The organism is Acinetobacter sp. A1 (assembly GCF_012371315.1).
In the GTDB taxonomy this organism is placed as follows: Bacteria; Pseudomonadota; Gammaproteobacteria; order Pseudomonadales; family Moraxellaceae; genus Acinetobacter.
Map to the genome: position 1 here is coordinate 15497 of NZ_JAAZQY010000001.1, position 15602 is coordinate 31098.

The window sequence follows — 15602 nt, forward strand, 5'->3', positions numbered from 1 at the left end:
AAGTGTTCATTCAGGTTTTGGGTGGTGCATCCATGAATGAAATTTATACAAACCTCATCGTTTATAACATGCTATTTCTTACCAAATAATGACCCTAACAAACCTCGTACAATTTTCTGCCCAGTAGAACCGCCTAAGCTACGTGCTGCACTTTTGGCAAAGGTTCCCACAATATCCTGAGTCAGTTTTTCACGCTGTTTGGCAGCGCGTTCTGCTTCTTTTTGCTGTTCACGGGCCAAGCGTTCCTGTTCACGTGCCTGCTGTTTTGCCAAGGCTTCTGTTTCTTTGGCTTCTTGTTTGGCACGTGCCTCGGCTTCTTTTGCTTCAATTTTGGCTTGCTCTTCCGCTGCAGCTTGTTGCTGTCGTTGTTCAACTTTTTGTTGCAACATCTCGTAGGCACTTTCACGGTCGAGCTGCTTTTCATACACGCCTGCAATCACGCTTTGATTGATGCAGGCTGTACGTTCTTCAGTGCTAATTGGGCTAAAAGCAGAGTAAGGCGGCATAATCCAAGCACGCTCTACGACTTGCGGTGTGCCTTGTTCATCCAAGCAGCTAATCAGGGCTTCGCCAACCGCCAGTTCGGTAATGGCTTGTTCAACTTTAAATTCAGGGTTGGCACGGAAAGTATCTGCAGCGGTTTTCACTGCTTTTTGATCTTTAGGTGTGAAAGCACGTAAAGCATGTTGTACACGGTTACCCAACTGCCCCAACACGCTTTCAGGGAGGTCTAGCGGGTTCTGGGTCACAAAATAAATCCCGACACCTTTAGAGCGAATCAGGCGTACTACTTGCTCGATTTTTTCTTGCAGGGCTTTGCTGGCATTGTCAAATAACAAGTGTGCTTCATCAAAAAAGAACACCAGTTTTGGCTTGTCCATATCGCCCACTTCAGGCAATTGCTCAAACAGTTCTGACAACATCCACAATAAAAAAGTGGCGTAAAGTTTAGGGGTGTTCATGAGTTTGTCGGCTGCGAGCACGTTAATATTGCCACGTCCCTGACTATCGGTCTGAATAAAATCCAGAATATCTAAACTCGGTTCACCAAAAAACTGATCACCACCCTGATCTGCCAAAGCCATTAAGTTGCGCTGAATCGCGCCTAAACTGGCAGGAGAGAGGTTGCCATACTCTGCCTTAAACTCGCTGGCATGTTCGCTAACATAGGTCAGCATGGCTTTTAAATCTTTAAAATCAATCAGTAATAAGCCCTGATCATCGGCAATACGAAATACTGCAGATAAAACACCTTCTTGCGTGTCATTCAAGTTCAGCATTTGCGCCAATAATAATGGGCCAATTTCAGAAATGGTGGTGCGAATCGGGTGGCCTTGTTCGGCAAATAAGTCCCAAAACACCACAGGTGATGCCGCAAATGGAATGCTTTCAATGCCTAAGCTTTGAATACGTGCTTCAAACTTAGGACTGCTGCTACCTGCTTTGGCAAGGCTAGATACATCACCTTTAGCATCGGCCAAAAATACAGGCACGCCAATGCGGGAAAAGTTTTCTGCCAAGACTTTAAGCGTGACAGTTTTACCTGTACCTGTTGCCCCTGCAATTAAACCATGGCGGTTGGCAAATTGAGAATGTAAAACCACATCTTGTTGAACATCGGCAGTTTTTTTAGCAATGACGATGGCTGTACTCATATTTTATCCTTAATCTGTCACTATTATTAAAATTGAAAGTATTGACGTCAGACCTAATTTTTAGGGATTGGGCAAATGCTGTAAGGCTTGCTGAATATCTTGAATTAAATCTGCAGGATGCTCCAAGCCTATACAGAAGCGAACCAAAATACCTTGGCCCAAATGCGTATGCTCAAGGTGGCGCATCGGTTTTAAATCGTACAACATGACCAAGCTAAGCGGGCCACCCCAACTAAACCCTAGTTTAAATAAAGATAATCCATCACAGAATTGACGTACAGCGGCTAAATCATATTCAGGTTTAAAAATGACACTGACCAAGCCTGCGCTGTGTCCTGCACGGCAAATTTCTTTCCAGTATGTATGACCAGCAGATGTAGCATCGGCAGGGTGCAAAACCTGTGCGAACTGCGGTTGTAATTTTAACCAGTTCAGCAATTCAATACAGCTTTGTGCTTGATGTTCATAGCGTAGTTGCATAGATGCCAGACTGCGCTGAACTTGTGCAACATCATCGCCCGATACACAAATGCCTTGAATTGCATGCATACGGAATAATTGATGATGCAAATGCTGATCGCGTGTCACCACCGACCCCATTAAAATATCGCCACCACCACTTGGGTATTTGGTCAAGGCATGCACGCTGATATCGACACTTAAATGTTCATCACCAAAGTCGAAAGCATTAAATGCTAAGCCCGCACCCCAGGTATTATCTAAAGCGGTGAGGATATTCTGTGCCTTGGCTTTTTTGACTAAAGCGGTGAGGTCAGGAAACTCCAGTGTGACGGAGCCTGCTGCTTCCAGCCAAATGAGTTTGGCTTTTTCAGAGGGTTGAAAGCTTGTGGCATCAATCGGGTTATACACCTGAACTGTAATGCCGTAACGCTGCTCTAAATTACGCAAATGCTCCATGTTAGGGCCGTAAATATTGTCGGCCACCCAAACTTCATCGCCATAACTTAAAAAACAGGAATTAACTAAGTTGATTGCAGACAGGCCGCTAGGCGCCAGTAAGCAATTTTGCCCGCCTTCTATTTGTGCAATCTGATCACCAAGTGTAAAGGTGGTGGGTGTGCCATGTGTACCATAACTATAGTCATAAGCATCGGTCCAATGGCGGTTGAATAAGGCATTGGTATTTTCAAAAATAATGGTCGATGCACGAAATAGGGGAGGTTGTACACTTGAAATATATTGTGGGGCACGTCTTGGTGCATGAATTAAAGCAGTTTGAGCATTTTTTTTCACAGGTTCACTCAGGTAAATCAGTCTGTATTGGCTTTAGCTTAAGAGAAACACAGACTTTAGGCTATAAAAAAGCGGAACTGTTTAAAAATACAACATGACTGTTGAAGTTGGCGCTATTTTTGCAGAAGCTCAGGGGTAGACATGAGAAAGGATGAGTAAAATGCAAGCGCCATTAAGAGTGCATTATTTTCAGCACATTGCTGGAGAAGGGTTCGGAAGTTGCTATTCCTATTTAAAGCAGATGCAGGCACAAATCAGTGCAACAGAATTTTTTGCCTTGCCGCCTGAACAAAATATCGAAATTGAAGCCTTGCCACAGGTAGAAGATGTCGATTTGTTGATTGTGATGGGCGGCGCCATGAGTGTAAACGATGAGGCCAATTTCCCATGGTTGAAAATAGAAAAACGCTGGATTCGTCGCTATTTGTCTCTGGGTAAGCCTGCAATTGGTTTGTGTCTGGGTGGGCAATTAATTGCTAATGCACTTGGCGCAGCAGTCAGTCGTAATCCTGAACAAGAACGTGGTTGGCATGATGTGTATAAGGTCAGTGATGTACCTGCTTCCTGTTTTGAGCTGCCTGATCAAATTAAGGTGATGCAATGGCATGGCGAAACCTTTGAATTACCAAAAGGTGCTATACGCTTAGCTACCAACCCCGTTTGTACCAATCAGCTTTATCAAATAGGCAACCATGTCCTCGGTTTTCAGTTCCATCCTGAAATCACCCCACAGGTACTACAATTGTTTTTAGATAATGATGCTGAGAAAAATATCTTTGCAGGAACTTATGTACAAGCGGCTGCTGAATTGAAACGTAGTACAAGTCGTCAGTTTCAGCCGGGTAATCAATTGCTAAACCAAGCAATTGATTATTTACTCGCACAAACAAGCACTTGAAAGCAAATGGTTGTAATTGATCCATTATATAATTGGTAGAACATGAAAAATAAAGCAATAAAGGCTAAAAGGGATTTGCTTATGCATTAAACAATCGTTATAATGGGCGACCCTTTATGCAAGGGGGTTAACTGCGAAGAAAGTAGTTAACATCGTGACAGTCGTGGCATCGATCATGACCTTAGTGATAATTCACTGCCTTTGACACTTGCCTTAAATTAGTGGGGTGAGATGCGTCAAGGGTGATTCTTTATATATTTGGCTTGGAGTTAACTGGTATGTCTAACCAGAGAATTCGTATCCGTTTGAAGTCTTTTGATCACCGTCTGATTGATCAATCTGCTCAAGAAATCGTAGAAACCGCTAAGCGTACTGGCGCACAAGTGTGTGGTCCAATCCCGATGCCAACTCGCATCGAACGCTTCAACGTTTTAACATCACCACACGTAAACAAAGATGCGCGTGACCAGTACGAAATTCGTACTTATAAGCGTTTGATCGACATCGTTCAACCTACAGATAAAACTGTTGATGCGTTGATGAAATTAGATCTAGCAGCTGGTGTTGATGTTCAGATTGCATTGGGTTAAGGCTTTCGGTTAATTAACACTCTAAGTTAATTAGGCCGCTTTTTTAGAGGTTTATGCACATGGCTATTGGTTTAGTCGGTCGCAAGTGCGGTATGACCCGTATCTTTACAGATGCTGGTGTTTCTGTACCTGTTACAGTGATTGAGGTTGATCCTAACCGCATCACTCAAATCAAAACGCTTGAAACAGATGGTTATCAAGCAATTCAGGTTACTACTGGTGAACGTCGCGAATCTCGCGTAACTAACGCTCAGAAAGGTCACTTCGCTAAAGCGGGTGTTGCTGCTGGTCGTTTAGTTCAAGAATTCCGTGTTTCAGAAGCTGAGCTTGAAGGTCGTGAAGTTGGCGCTACTATCGGTGTAGATCTGTTTGCAGTGGGTCAAATTGTTGACGTTACTGGTCAGTCTAAAGGTAAGGGCTTCCAAGGTGGTGTTAAGCGTTGGAACTTCCGTACTCAAGACGCTACTCACGGTAACTCTGTTTCTCACCGTGTTCTAGGTTCTACAGGTCAAAACCAGACTCCTGGTCGCGTGTTCAAAGGCAAGAAAATGGCTGGCCATTTAGGTGCTGAACGCGTAACTACACAGGGTCTTGAAATCGTTGCTATTGACGCTGAACGTTCAGTTCTAGTTGTTAAAGGTGCGGTTCCTGGTGCTACTGGTGGCGACGTAACTGTTCGTCCTACGATCAAGGCCTGAGGGGAAATAACGTGAATTTAAAAACTGTTTCCGGCTCTGCTGTTGAGTTATCTGAAGTTGCTTTCGGACGTGACTTTAACGAAGCACTTGTACACCAAGTTGTTACAGCTTATTTAGCTGGTGGTCGTCAAGGTTCTAAAGCACAGAAATCACGTGCAGACGTTGCTGGCGGTGGTAAAAAACCATTCCGTCAAAAAGGTACTGGCCGCGCTCGTGCTGGTTCTATTCGTAGCCCAATCTGGGTTGGTGGTGGTAAAACTTTTGCTGCTCGTCCACAAGATTGGTCTCAAAAAGTTAACCGCAAAATGTACCGCGGTGCAATGCAATGTATCTTAGCTGAACTTGTTCGCCAGGATCGTCTTGTATTGGTTGAAGAGTTTGCTGTTGAAGCTCCTAAAACTAAAGAGTTGCTTGCAAAACTTAACGACTTGAATGCAACTCGCGCATTGATCGTAACTGAAGCTGTAGATGAGAATCTATATCTTGCAGCGCGTAACCTTCCACATGTAGATGTGGTTGATGCTACTGCAATCGATCCTGTTAGCTTGATCGCGTTCGACAAAGTTGTAATGTCTGTTGCTGCTGCTAAGAAAATTGAGGTAGAACTCGGATGAACAACGAACGTTTATATCAAGTCCTACAAGGACCTGTATTTTCAGAAAAAGCACAAGTTTTAGGCGAAACTGCTGGTGTTCAAGTATTTAAGGTTGCATTAAATGCAAACAAGCTTGAAATCAAAAAAGCTGTTGAGCAATTATTTGGTGTGGAAGTTGTTAAAGTTAACACGACTATCACTAAAGGTAAGACTAAGCGCTTTGGTCGTACATTAGGACGCCGTTCTGATGTTAAAAAAGCATACGTCACCCTGAAAGCTGGCCAAGATGTTGAAATGGCTGACTTGGGCGATACCGCTGAAAGCGCAGCGGAATAAGGACGAAATTTATGCCGATTCAAAAATGTAAGCCAACGTCTCCAGGACGTCGCTTTGTAGAGAAAGTCGTTCACGACCATCTTCACAAAGGTGCGCCTTATGCGCCGTTGGTAGAAGCTAAAAAACGTACTGGTGGTCGTAACAACAACGGTCACATTACTACACGTCACGTTGGTGGTGGTCATAAGCAACACTACCGTATCGTAGACTTCAAACGTAACAAAGATGGCATTCCTGCTGTAGTTGAGCGTATTGAATACGATCCAAACCGTACTGCACACATCGCATTGTTGAAGTATGCTGACGGTGAACGTCGTTATATCATTGCGCCTAAAGGTTTACGTGCTGGTGATCAAGTTCAATCTGGTAACGATGCTCCAATTCGTCCAGGTAACTGCTTACCACTTCGTAACATGCCTATCGGTGCTACTCTTCACAACATCGAACTTAAAATCGGTAAAGGCGCGCAATTAGCTCGTTCTGCTGGTACTTCAGTTCAATTGTTGGGTCGTGACGGTTCATACGCAATCGTTCGTCTACGTTCAGGCGAAATGCGTAAAGTGCACGTTGAATGCCGCGCTGTGTTAGGTGAAGTATCTAACTCAGAAAGCAACCTACGTTCACTTGGTAAAGCAGGTGCTTCGCGCTGGCGTGGTGTTCGTCCTACCGTTCGTGGTATGGCGATGAACCCGGTTGATCACCCACACGGTGGTGGTGAAGGGCGTACTAAAGGTATTCAACCTGTAAGCCCATGGGGTCAAAAAGCTAAAGGGTACAAGACACGTACCAACAAGCGTACGACTAAGATGATTATTCGCGACCGTCGCGTTAAGTAACAAGTAAAGGAATCTGACAATGCCTCGTTCTCTGAAAAAAGGCCCATTCGTCGATGCGCACTTGTTCGCTAAGGTTGAAGCGGCAATCGCGGCTAATAACCGTAAGCCGATCAAAACTTGGTCGCGTCGTTCGATGATCCTCCCGGATTTTGTTGGTTTAACAATTTCTGTTCATAATGGTCGTAACCATGTTCCAGTGATTATTTCTGAACACATGGTTGGTCATAAACTCGGTGAATTCGCGCCAACTCGTACCTATCGTGGTCACGGTGTTGACAAGAAGTCTAAACGTTAATAGGTGCTATGATGGAAGTAACTGCTAAATTACGCGGTGCCGCTATCTCGGCACAAAAAGCACGTTTGGTTGCAGATCTTATCCGCGGCAAATCTGTTGCGCATGCACTTAACATTTTAAACTTCAGCAACAAAAAAGCTGCTGTTTTAGTTAAGAAAGCATTGGAATCTGCAATTGCAAATGCTGAACACAATAACAGTTTAGATGTAGACGATTTGAAAGTATCTACGATTTACGTTGATGAAGGCATGAGCCTTAAACGTATTATGCCACGTGCTAAAGGCCGTGCAGATCGTATTACTAAGCGTACTTGTCACATCACCGTTAAGGTAGGGGTTTGATATGGGTCAGAAGGTTCATCCAATCGGTATCCGCCTAGGTGTTGTGAAACGTCATAACGCTAACTGGTATGCGAATCCGAAACAATACGCTGAATACTTGCTTAAAGACCTTCAAGTTCGTGAGTTTTTAACTAAAAAACTTAAGAACGCAATGGTAAGCAACATTCTTATCGAGCGTCCAACAGGCGCTGCTAAAGTAACAATTAGCACTGCTCGTCCTGGTATCGTAATCGGTAAAAAAGGCGAAGACATTGAGAAATTACAACGCGAATTAACATCTATTATGGGTGTTCCTGCGCAAGTAAGCATCAACGAAATTGACCGTCCAGACTTAGATGCTCGTTTAGTTGCTGAAGCAATTGCTTCTCAATTAGAAAAGCGTGTTATGTTCCGTCGTGCTATGAAGCGTGCGGTACAGAACTCTATGCGTGCTGGTGCTAAAGGTATCAAAGTTGAAGTTTCTGGTCGTTTAGGTGGTGCAGAGATTGCACGTACTGAATGGTATCGTGAAGGTCGTGTACCTTTGCATACACTTCGTGCGGACATCGACTATGCAACTATGCGTGCTGAAACAACTTACGGTACGATTGGTGTTAAAGTTTGGGTATTCCGTGGTGAAATCTTGGGTGGCATGAAACAAGTCATGAACCCAGCACCAGCTGAAGAACGTCCAGCTAAACGCGGTCGCGGTCGTGGTGAAGGTCAAGAGCGTCGTGGTCGTCGCAATGATCGTTCTGCTGAAAAGGGAGAATAATCCATGTTGCAACCTAAACGTACTAAATTCCGTAAGGTGCAAAAAGGCCGTAACACTGGTCTAGCGCACCGTGGTAGCTCAGTATCTTTCGGTACTATCGCACTTAAGTCAGTTGAACGTGGTCAAATGACTGCGCGTCAAATTGAAGCGGCGCGTCGTACAATTAGCCGTCGTATTAAGCGTGGTGGTAAGATCTTTATCCGTGTATTCCCAGACAAACCAATTACTTCTAAGCCTCTTGAAGTGCGTATGGGTAAAGGTAAAGGTTCTGTGGAATATTGGGTTTGTCAAATCAAACCAGGTAAAGTCTTGTACGAAATTGATGGTGTGGACGAAGAATTAGCACGTGAAGCGTTTACGCTTGCTGCTGCTAAACTTCCGTTTAAAACCACTATCGTGACTCGGACGGTAATGTAATGAAAACTAAAGATCTACGTGAAAAGTCGGTAGAAGAGTTGACAGCTTTGCTTGATGAGCAACAGCTTAACCAATTCCGTCTTCGTATGGCGAAAGCAACTGGTCAATTGGGTAAATCGCATGAAGTTGCGCTTACTCGTAAAACTATTGCACGCATCAAGACCCTCCTTACCGAAAAACAGGGGAACGGGCAATGAGTCAAAATACAGTCCGCACGTTAACTGGCAAAGTTGTAAGCGACAAAATGGAAAAATCTATTGTTGTCCTTATTGAACGCCAAGTTCAACACCCGTTGTATGGCAAATTGATTCGCCGTTCAACCAAATTACACGCTCATGATGAGAACAACACAGCCAAGATTGGTGATGTTGTGACTATCAAAGAAAGCCGCCCAATGTCTAAAACTAAGTCATGGACTTTAGTTGAAGTTGTTGAAGCTGCTGCTGAGTAATTAACGTTCTTGTTGCATCATCGGTCAATTTCGAGTACTCTTTGAGCCTTTCGAAATTGTGACCGGTGATGCTCGGTTTTGGAGTAGGGCAATGATTCAAACCGAAACGATGCTTGACGTAGCTGACAACAGTGGTGCTCGCCGCGTACAATGTATTAAAGTACTAGGTGGTTCACATCGTCGTTATGCTTCTGTTGGCGACATTATTAAAGTTACTGTAAAAGAAGCTATTCCACGCGCACGTGTTAAAAAAGGTGACGTGATGAATGCTGTTGTTGTACGTACAAAGTTCGGTATTCGTCGTCCAGACGGTTCTGTGATCCGTTTTGATGATAACGCTGCTGTTATTTTGAATAACAACAAAGCACCGATTGCAACTCGTATTTTCGGACCAGTGACTCGTGAACTTCGTACTGAACAGTTCATGAAAATCATTTCATTGGCTCCTGAAGTTCTATAAGAGGCAATCATGGCTAAGATTAAAAAAGGCGATCAGGTAATCGTGATCGCAGGTAAAGAAAAAGGCAAACAGGGTACTGTTTTGTCAGTTTCTAATGATCAAGTGAAGGTCGAAGGTCTTAACTTGGTTAAGAAGCACCAGAAGCCAAACCGTGCTACGGGCGCTGAAGGCGGTATCGTAACGCAGGAAGCTTCGCTTCATATCTCGAACGTGGCAATTTTTAATGCTACAACCCAAAAGGCTGACCGTGTTGGTTACCAAACGATTGATGGCGTGAAAACTCGCGTTTATAAATCAAATGGTGAATCAGTGGCGGTAGCGAAGTAATAGGTTGAAATAGGCAATGGCCAGACTTAAAACACGTTACAACGACGAACTTAAAGCTCAATTACAAGAACAATTGGGCGTTAAGAATGTGATGGAGATCCCTCGCATCACTAAAATTACCATCAACATGGGTGTTGGTGCTGCAGCTGCTGACAAGAAATTGTTAGATGGCGCTCTTTCTGATATGCAAGCTATTGCTGGTCAAAAACCAGTTTTAACATTAGCTCGTAAATCAATCGCTGGTTTTAAAATCCGTGATGGTTGGCCGATTGGTTGTAAAGTTACTTTACGCGGCGAACGTATGTACGAATTCTTAGACCGTTTGATCTCTATCGCGATCCCTCGTATCCGTGACTTCCGTGGTTTCTCTGCGAAATCATTCGATGGTCGTGGTAACTACTCTATGGGTCTCAAGGAACAAATCATGTTCCCTGAAATCGATTTTGATAAGATTGATCGGATTCGTGGTATGGACATCACCATTACTACGACTGCTCGCACCGATGACGAAGGCCGTGCGCTTATGCGTGCATTCGGCTTCCCGTTCAAATAAGAGGTCGATATGGCTAAGAAAGGTATGATTAATCGCGAATTGAAACGCGAAGCTACTGTTGCGAAATACGCTGCAAAACGTGCTGAATTAAAAGCAACGATTGCAAACGTAAATGCAAGCGACGAAGAGCGTTTCGAAGCGATGATGAAGTTACAAGCATTACCACGTAATGCGTCTCCAGTACGTCTTCGTAACCGTTGTGGTTTAACTGGTCGTCCTCATGGTTACTTCCGTAAGTTCGGTTTAAGCCGTAACAAATTACGTGACACAGTAATGCAAGGTGATGTACCGGGCGTTGTTAAGGCAAGCTGGTAAGGAGCACTATAAATGAGTATGCAAGATACCGTTGCCGACATGCTAACGCGTGTTCGTAACGCTCAAATGGCAAAGAAACAAACTGTTTCTATGCCTAATTCTAAGTTGAAGGTTGCTATTGCAAACGTACTTCAACAAGAAGGTTATATCGCAAATGTAGAAGTTGCTGACAACGAAGGCAAAGCTACTTTAACGATTACTTTAAAATATTTTGAAGGCAAACCAGTTATCGAAACTGTGAAACGCGTAAGCCGTCCAGGTCTACGTCAGTATCGCGGTAAAGATGCACTTCCAAGCGTTAAGCAAGGTTTAGGTATTGCAATCGTTTCTACAAGCAAAGGCATCATGACTGATCGCGCTGCACGTGCTGCAGGTATCGGTGGTGAAGTTATTGCTTTTGTTTCTTAATAATAGGTGATTCCTCATGTCTCGTGTGGCTAAAGCCCCAGTAACTGTACCTAACGGTGTTACAGTTACTCAGAACGGCCGGCAGGTCGAAGTGAAAGGCAGCAAAGGTACATTGTCTTTCAACCTGCATGCGCTGGTCGAGCTAAAACAGGAAGACGGTATTCTAGTTATTGCTCCTAAAGCTGAGTCGAAAGACGCTTGGATGCAAGCTGGTACCGCTCGCGCTGTGCTTAACAACCTTGTAAAAGGTGTAAGCGAAGGCTTCGAACGCAAGTTGCAATTGATTGGTGTTGGTTATAAAGCTGCGGTTAAAGGTAACGTTGTTAACCTTAACCTTGGTTTCTCACACCCAATCGACTACACACTTCCTGAAGGTGTAACTGCAGAAACTCCAACTGCAACTGAAATTATCCTTAAATCTGCTGATAAAGCAGCTTTAGGTCAAGTTGCTGCAGACATCCGTGGTTACCGTCCACCAGAGCCATATAAAGGTAAAGGTGTTCGTTATTCTGACGAAGTTGTACTTCGTAAAGAAGCTAAGAAGAAATAAGGCGCGAGGTTCTTATGAACGAAAAGAAACAATCCCGTTTGCGTCGTGCGAAAAGCACACGCTTGCACATCCGTGCATTGGGTGCGACTCGTTTGTGTGTAAACCGCACTCCGCGTCACATCTATGCTCAAGTTATTTCAGCAGATGGTGGCAAAGTTTTAGCGCAAGCTTCAACTTTAGATGCTACTTTACGTGCTGGTACAACTGGTAACGTTGAAGCAGCTCAAAAAGTAGGTGCTTTAATCGCAGAGCGTGCGAAAGCAGCTGGTGTAACTAAAGTTGCATTTGACCGTTCTGGTTTTAAATATCATGGTCGTATCAAAGCCTTGGCTGATGCTGCTCGTGAAAACGGCTTGGAGTTCTAATCATGGCTAAAGTTGAACAAAACGAAGGTCTTGTTGAAAAGCTGGTTGCCGTTGATCGTGTAGCCAAAGTTGTTAAAGGTGGTCGTATCTTCTCTTTCACAGCATTAACTGTTGTGGGTGATGGTAATGGTCGCGTAGGTTTTGGTCGTGGTAAAGCGCGTGAAGTTCCAGCTGCTATTTCTAAAGCACTTGAAGCTGCTCGTCGTAACATGATCACAATCGAATTGGCAGACGGTACTTTACAACACCCAATTCACGCACGTCACGGTGCAAGCCGTGTTTACATGCAACCAGCATCTGAAGGTACTGGTGTAATTGCGGGTGGTTCTATGCGTGCAGTTTTAGAAGCTGCAGGTGTACGTAACGTATTGACTAAATGCCGTGGTTCTACTAACGCTGCAAACGTAGTTAACGCAACTTTCAACGGTTTGCGTGATATGACAACTCCTGAAAAGGTTGCTGCGAAACGTGGTCTTTCAGTAGAACAAATTCAAGGGTAATCAATCATGAAAACGATTAAAGTTACCCAGACTAAATCTGCATCGCACCGCTTGAAAAATCACAAGCTTAGCCTTAAAGGTTTAGGTCTGCGTCGTATTGGTCATACTGTAGAAGTGCAAGATACGCCTTCTAACCGTGGTATGATCAACCAAGTCTACTATATGGTTAGTGTAGAGGAATAAGCCATGACTCTGCGTTTAAATGAACTTGCACCTGCAGAAGGTGCTAAGCGTGAAGCCCGTCGTCTAGGCCGTGGTATTGGTTCTGGCGTTGGTAAGACTGGTGGTCGTGGTATCAAAGGTCAAAACTCACGTAAGAGCGGTGGTACACGTCCTGGATTCGAAGGTGGTCAAACTGCGTTATATCGTCGTTTACCTAAATTCGGTTTCACTAGCCAAATCGCTTTGAAAACTGCTGAAGTACGTTTATCTGAGCTTGCTAAAGTTGAAGGCGACATCGTTAGCCTAGAAACTTTAAAAGCAGCGAACGTTGTACGTAAAGATATGATTCGTGCTCGTATCGTACTTTCTGGTGAAATTACTCGCGCATTCACTGTTCAAGGTGTTGCTGTGACTAAAGGCGCTAAAGCTGCTGTTGAAGCTGCTGGCGGTAAAGTCGAGGAGTAATCCCCAGTGTCTATGACTCCTAGTTCTTCAGGTCATGTTCATATGATGAAAGGCCAACCATTTCATGTAAAATATCGTGAAATTATACGCCGAATGATGTTTCTCATTGGTGCGTTGTTGGTGTTTCGACTAGGAGCGCATATTCCAGTACCAGGCATTAATAATGCCGCACTTGAACATTTGTTTAATGCAAACCAAGGTACAATCCTTGGTTTGTTTAACATGTTTTCGGGTGGTGCATTAGAGCGGATGTCGATTCTTGCTTTAGGGATCATGCCATACATTTCTGCATCGATTATTGTGCAGTTAATGTCAACCGTGGTTCCTTCGCTGGAAGCTTTGAAAAAAGAAGGCGAACAAGGCAAGCGTAAAATTAATCAATATACGCGCCAAGGAACACTTTTTCTTGCACTTGTGCAAGCAATTGGTATGTGTGCAGGTCTGATTAGTCAAGGGATTACCCTTACTTCAGGTCTGGCTTTTTACGTTCCAGCTGTAACCTCTTTGGTAGCAGGAACTATGTTCCTAATGTGGTTGGGTGAACAAATTACCGAACGCGGAGTGGGTAATGGTATTTCCATGATCATTTTCGCAGGTATTGTTGCAGGCTTGCCTAATTTAATTATGCAGTCTTTCTCATCTATTGATAGCGGTCAGTCTAGTCTGATTGGCTTGGCAATTTTTGGCCTCTTATCATTGGGTGTACTTGCAGCAATTGTGTTTATTGAGAAGGCGCAGCGTCGTATTCCAGTAAACTATGCTCAAAAACAACAAGGTCGTCGTGTATTTACTGCACAGCAAACGCATTTGCCATTAAAAATTAATATGGCAGGTGTTATTCCTGCAATCTTTGCCAGTTCATTGCTTTTGTTCCCTGCGAGCTTAGGTCAGTGGGTGGGTAGTGCAGATCCTAATGCAGGATTAATCAAGCGTAGTCTTCAAGACTTGGCATTGGTATTGTCGCCTGGACAACCGTTGTATTTGGTGCTCTTTGGTGCGTTAATTATCTTTTTCTGTTACTTCTATACAGCGCTGGTATTCAGTCCTAAAGAGGTTTCAGAGAACTTGAAACGCAGCGGAGCTTATGTGCCTGGTATTCGCCCAGGTGAGCAAACTGCTCGTTACTTAGATCATATTCTCAGTCGTTTGACCTTTATTGGCGCGATTTACATCACAGTGATTTGTTTAATGCCAATGGTATTACAGAGCTCTTTTGGTATTCCATTCTATTTGGGTGGTACCTCATTGCTGATTGTTGTGGTGGTCGTGATGGACTTTATGGCTCAGCTTCAAGCACATCTCACCTCGCACCAGTACGATAATCAAACGTTAATGAGAAAAACGACTGCTCATCCTAAGGGATAAGCGCACTTAGAGGTTTCATCATGAAAGTACAAGCTTCTGTAAAGAAAATTTGTGGTAGCTGTAAAGTTATCCGTCGTAATGGGGTTATCCGCGTAATTTGCAGCGCAGAACCTCGTCATAAGCAGCGTCAAGGTTAATTTGATTAAGACCTGTTGATTTCAGTAGGCTAATTAGGTTATTATCCGCCCCTCAAGATTTTTGTGGGGCGGTTGATTATCTTAACTGCCTTTTTGGAGAAAATTGAATGGCTCGTATTGCCGGTGTAAACATTCCGGATAACAAGCACGCTGTTATCTCTCTCACTTATATCTTTGGTATTGGTCGCCACACTGCTAAGACTATCTTGGCTGCTGCGGGCATCGCACCAACAACAAAGATCCGTGAACTAGATGACGCTCAGCTTGATGCGATTCGTGCAGAAGTTGCTAAGGTTCCGACCGAAGGTGACTTACGTCGCGAAATTTCCATGAACATTAAACGTTTAATGGATTTAGGCTGCTACCGCGGTCTTCGTCATCGTCGCAGCTTGCCTGTCCGTGGTCAACGCACCAAAACTAACGCACGTACCCGTAAAGGTCCGCGCAAACCGATTAAGAAATAAGATTTCTGGAAGCTAAAAGATGGCTAAAGATACTCGCACACGCAAGAAGGTCACTCGTACCGTCTCTGAAGGTGTTGCACACATTCACGCTTCTTTTAATAACACCATTGTGACCATTACCGATCGTCAAGGTAATGCACTGGCTTGGGCTACCTCAGGTGGACAAGGCTTCCGTGGATCACGTAAATCAACTCCGTTCGCTGCTCAGGTAGCTGCTGAAGTTGCTGGTAAAGCTGCTTTAGATTACGGTTTGAAAAACTTGGACGTCCTTGTTAAAGGTCCTGGTCCAGGTCGTGAGTCTGCGGTTCGTGCATTAGGTGCAGTGGGTTATAAAATTAACAGCATTACCGATGTGACTCCAATCCCTCACAACGGTTGCCGTCCACCTAAAAAACGTCGCGTGTAAGGAGA

27 protein-coding genes and 1 pseudogene are annotated in these 15602 nt (G+C 44.1%); 26 read left to right on the top strand and 2 right to left on the bottom strand.

The window, feature by feature from the left end; all coding sequences use genetic code 11:
- Window positions 1-71: 71 nt before the first annotated feature.
- Together HHA41_RS00075 and HHA41_RS00080 are read right to left on the bottom strand one after the other, a co-directional pair.
- Window positions 72-1655, bottom strand: coding sequence for a helicase HerA-like domain-containing protein (locus HHA41_RS00075; protein ID WP_168459976.1), 1584 nt, complete (start codon window positions 1653-1655; stop codon window positions 72-74).
- 60 nt (window positions 1656-1715) lie between these two features.
- Window positions 1716-2909 (bottom strand): PLP-dependent transferase, encoded by a 1194-nt coding sequence (locus HHA41_RS00080; protein ID WP_168418782.1) that lies wholly within the window; start codon window positions 2907-2909, stop codon window positions 1716-1718.
- A gap of 160 nt (window positions 2910-3069) precedes the next feature.
- Between HHA41_RS00080 and HHA41_RS00085 the strand changes: the two genes are divergently transcribed.
- The 26 genes and pseudogenes from HHA41_RS00085 to rpsK all read left to right on the top strand — a co-directional run bounded on the left by HHA41_RS00085 (window position 3070) and on the right by rpsK (window position 15597).
- Window positions 3070-3807, top strand: coding sequence for a type 1 glutamine amidotransferase (locus tag HHA41_RS00085; protein ID WP_168418788.1), 738 nt, complete (start codon window positions 3070-3072; stop codon window positions 3805-3807).
- Window positions 3808-4085: 278 nt separating this feature from the next.
- The gene (rpsJ, locus tag HHA41_RS00090) at window positions 4086-4397 is read left to right on the top strand and encodes a 30S ribosomal protein S10 (RefSeq protein WP_000070912.1); all 312 of its coding nucleotides are present in this window, start codon (window positions 4086-4088) and stop codon (window positions 4395-4397) included.
- A gap of 59 nt (window positions 4398-4456) precedes the next feature.
- Window positions 4457-5095 (top strand): 50S ribosomal protein L3, encoded by a 639-nt coding sequence (rplC, locus tag HHA41_RS00095; protein ID WP_168418781.1) that lies wholly within the window; start codon window positions 4457-4459, stop codon window positions 5093-5095.
- Between the two features lie 11 nt (window positions 5096-5106).
- A complete protein-coding gene (rplD, locus tag HHA41_RS00100) occupies window positions 5107-5709 on the top strand; it encodes a 50S ribosomal protein L4 (RefSeq protein ID WP_168418780.1) in 603 nt (200 codons plus the stop codon).
- Window positions 5706-6026: a 50S ribosomal protein L23 gene (rplW, locus tag HHA41_RS00105; protein WP_004974703.1), complete on the top strand. Its 321-nt coding sequence runs from the start codon at window positions 5706-5708 to the stop codon at window positions 6024-6026. Before rplD ends, rplW begins: the two co-directional genes overlap by 4 nt.
- A gap of 11 nt (window positions 6027-6037) precedes the next feature.
- Window positions 6038-6862: a 50S ribosomal protein L2 gene (rplB, locus tag HHA41_RS00110; RefSeq protein ID WP_004974706.1), complete on the top strand. Its 825-nt coding sequence runs from the start codon at window positions 6038-6040 to the stop codon at window positions 6860-6862.
- A gap of 19 nt (window positions 6863-6881) precedes the next feature.
- Window positions 6882-7157, top strand: a complete 276-nt coding sequence (gene rpsS / locus HHA41_RS00115; RefSeq protein WP_004673001.1) for a 30S ribosomal protein S19 — start codon at window positions 6882-6884, stop codon at window positions 7155-7157.
- A gap of 11 nt (window positions 7158-7168) precedes the next feature.
- Window positions 7169-7498: a 50S ribosomal protein L22 gene (rplV, locus tag HHA41_RS00120; protein ID WP_001982638.1), complete on the top strand. Its 330-nt coding sequence runs from the start codon at window positions 7169-7171 to the stop codon at window positions 7496-7498.
- A gap of 1 nt (window position 7499) precedes the next feature.
- Window positions 7500-8316, top strand: a pseudogene (rpsC, locus tag HHA41_RS00125) (30S ribosomal protein S3).
- Window positions 8256-8669 carry a 50S ribosomal protein L16 gene (gene rplP / locus HHA41_RS00130; protein WP_168418779.1) on the top strand — a complete coding sequence of 138 codons (414 nt, stop codon included), beginning with the start codon at window positions 8256-8258 and terminating at the stop codon, window positions 8667-8669. Before rpsC ends, rplP begins: the two are co-directional and overlap by 61 nt.
- The gene (rpmC, locus tag HHA41_RS00135) at window positions 8669-8866 is read left to right on the top strand and encodes a 50S ribosomal protein L29 (RefSeq protein WP_004650482.1); all 198 of its coding nucleotides are present in this window, start codon (window positions 8669-8671) and stop codon (window positions 8864-8866) included. The genes rplP and rpmC overlap by 1 nt, the downstream gene beginning before the upstream one ends.
- Window positions 8863-9120 carry a 30S ribosomal protein S17 gene (rpsQ, locus tag HHA41_RS00140; RefSeq protein WP_004974714.1) on the top strand — a complete coding sequence of 86 codons (258 nt, stop codon included), beginning with the start codon at window positions 8863-8865 and terminating at the stop codon, window positions 9118-9120. The genes rpmC and rpsQ overlap by 4 nt, the downstream gene beginning before the upstream one ends.
- A 91-nt stretch (window positions 9121-9211) precedes the next feature.
- Window positions 9212-9580 carry a 50S ribosomal protein L14 gene (gene rplN / locus HHA41_RS00145; RefSeq protein WP_001982634.1) on the top strand — a complete coding sequence of 123 codons (369 nt, stop codon included), beginning with the start codon at window positions 9212-9214 and terminating at the stop codon, window positions 9578-9580.
- Window positions 9581-9589: 9 nt separating this feature from the next.
- Window positions 9590-9907 (top strand): 50S ribosomal protein L24, encoded by a 318-nt coding sequence (rplX, locus tag HHA41_RS00150; RefSeq protein WP_168418778.1) that lies wholly within the window; start codon window positions 9590-9592, stop codon window positions 9905-9907.
- A gap of 16 nt (window positions 9908-9923) precedes the next feature.
- Window positions 9924-10460, top strand: coding sequence for a 50S ribosomal protein L5 (rplE, locus tag HHA41_RS00155; RefSeq protein WP_168418777.1), 537 nt, complete (start codon window positions 9924-9926; stop codon window positions 10458-10460).
- Between the two features lie 9 nt (window positions 10461-10469).
- Window positions 10470-10775 (top strand): 30S ribosomal protein S14, encoded by a 306-nt coding sequence (gene rpsN, locus HHA41_RS00160; RefSeq protein ID WP_004825185.1) that lies wholly within the window; start codon window positions 10470-10472, stop codon window positions 10773-10775.
- Between the two features lie 12 nt (window positions 10776-10787).
- Window positions 10788-11183 (top strand): 30S ribosomal protein S8, encoded by a 396-nt coding sequence (gene rpsH, locus HHA41_RS00165; RefSeq protein WP_168418776.1) that lies wholly within the window; start codon window positions 10788-10790, stop codon window positions 11181-11183.
- 16 nt (window positions 11184-11199) lie between these two features.
- Window positions 11200-11733, top strand: a complete 534-nt coding sequence (gene rplF, locus HHA41_RS00170; protein ID WP_168418775.1) for a 50S ribosomal protein L6 — start codon at window positions 11200-11202, stop codon at window positions 11731-11733.
- Window positions 11734-11747: 14 nt separating this feature from the next.
- Window positions 11748-12098, top strand: a complete 351-nt coding sequence (gene rplR / locus HHA41_RS00175; protein ID WP_004281497.1) for a 50S ribosomal protein L18 — start codon at window positions 11748-11750, stop codon at window positions 12096-12098.
- Between the two features lie 2 nt (window positions 12099-12100).
- Entirely contained in the window at window positions 12101-12598 is a 498-nt protein-coding gene (rpsE, locus tag HHA41_RS00180; protein WP_004974725.1) for a 30S ribosomal protein S5, read from the top strand.
- Window positions 12599-12604: 6 nt separating this feature from the next.
- Entirely contained in the window at window positions 12605-12781 is a 177-nt protein-coding gene (gene rpmD, locus HHA41_RS00185; protein ID WP_004786899.1) for a 50S ribosomal protein L30, read from the top strand.
- 3 nt (window positions 12782-12784) lie between these two features.
- A complete protein-coding gene (rplO, locus tag HHA41_RS00190) occupies window positions 12785-13225 on the top strand; it encodes a 50S ribosomal protein L15 (RefSeq protein WP_168418774.1) in 441 nt (146 codons plus the stop codon).
- A gap of 45 nt (window positions 13226-13270) precedes the next feature.
- Complete coding sequence (gene secY / locus HHA41_RS00195) at window positions 13271-14590, top strand: preprotein translocase subunit SecY (RefSeq protein ID WP_171525193.1); 1320 nt, start codon at window positions 13271-13273, stop codon at window positions 14588-14590.
- Window positions 14591-14610: 20 nt separating this feature from the next.
- Window positions 14611-14727 carry a 50S ribosomal protein L36 gene (rpmJ, locus tag HHA41_RS00200; RefSeq protein WP_000867907.1) on the top strand — a complete coding sequence of 39 codons (117 nt, stop codon included), beginning with the start codon at window positions 14611-14613 and terminating at the stop codon, window positions 14725-14727.
- 107 nt (window positions 14728-14834) lie between these two features.
- The gene (rpsM, locus tag HHA41_RS00205; RefSeq protein ID WP_004974734.1) at window positions 14835-15191 is read left to right on the top strand and encodes a 30S ribosomal protein S13; all 357 of its coding nucleotides are present in this window, start codon (window positions 14835-14837) and stop codon (window positions 15189-15191) included.
- Window positions 15192-15210: 19 nt separating this feature from the next.
- Window positions 15211-15597 carry a 30S ribosomal protein S11 gene (gene rpsK, locus HHA41_RS00210; protein WP_001040166.1) on the top strand — a complete coding sequence of 129 codons (387 nt, stop codon included), beginning with the start codon at window positions 15211-15213 and terminating at the stop codon, window positions 15595-15597.
- Window positions 15598-15602: the final 5 nt, after the last annotated feature.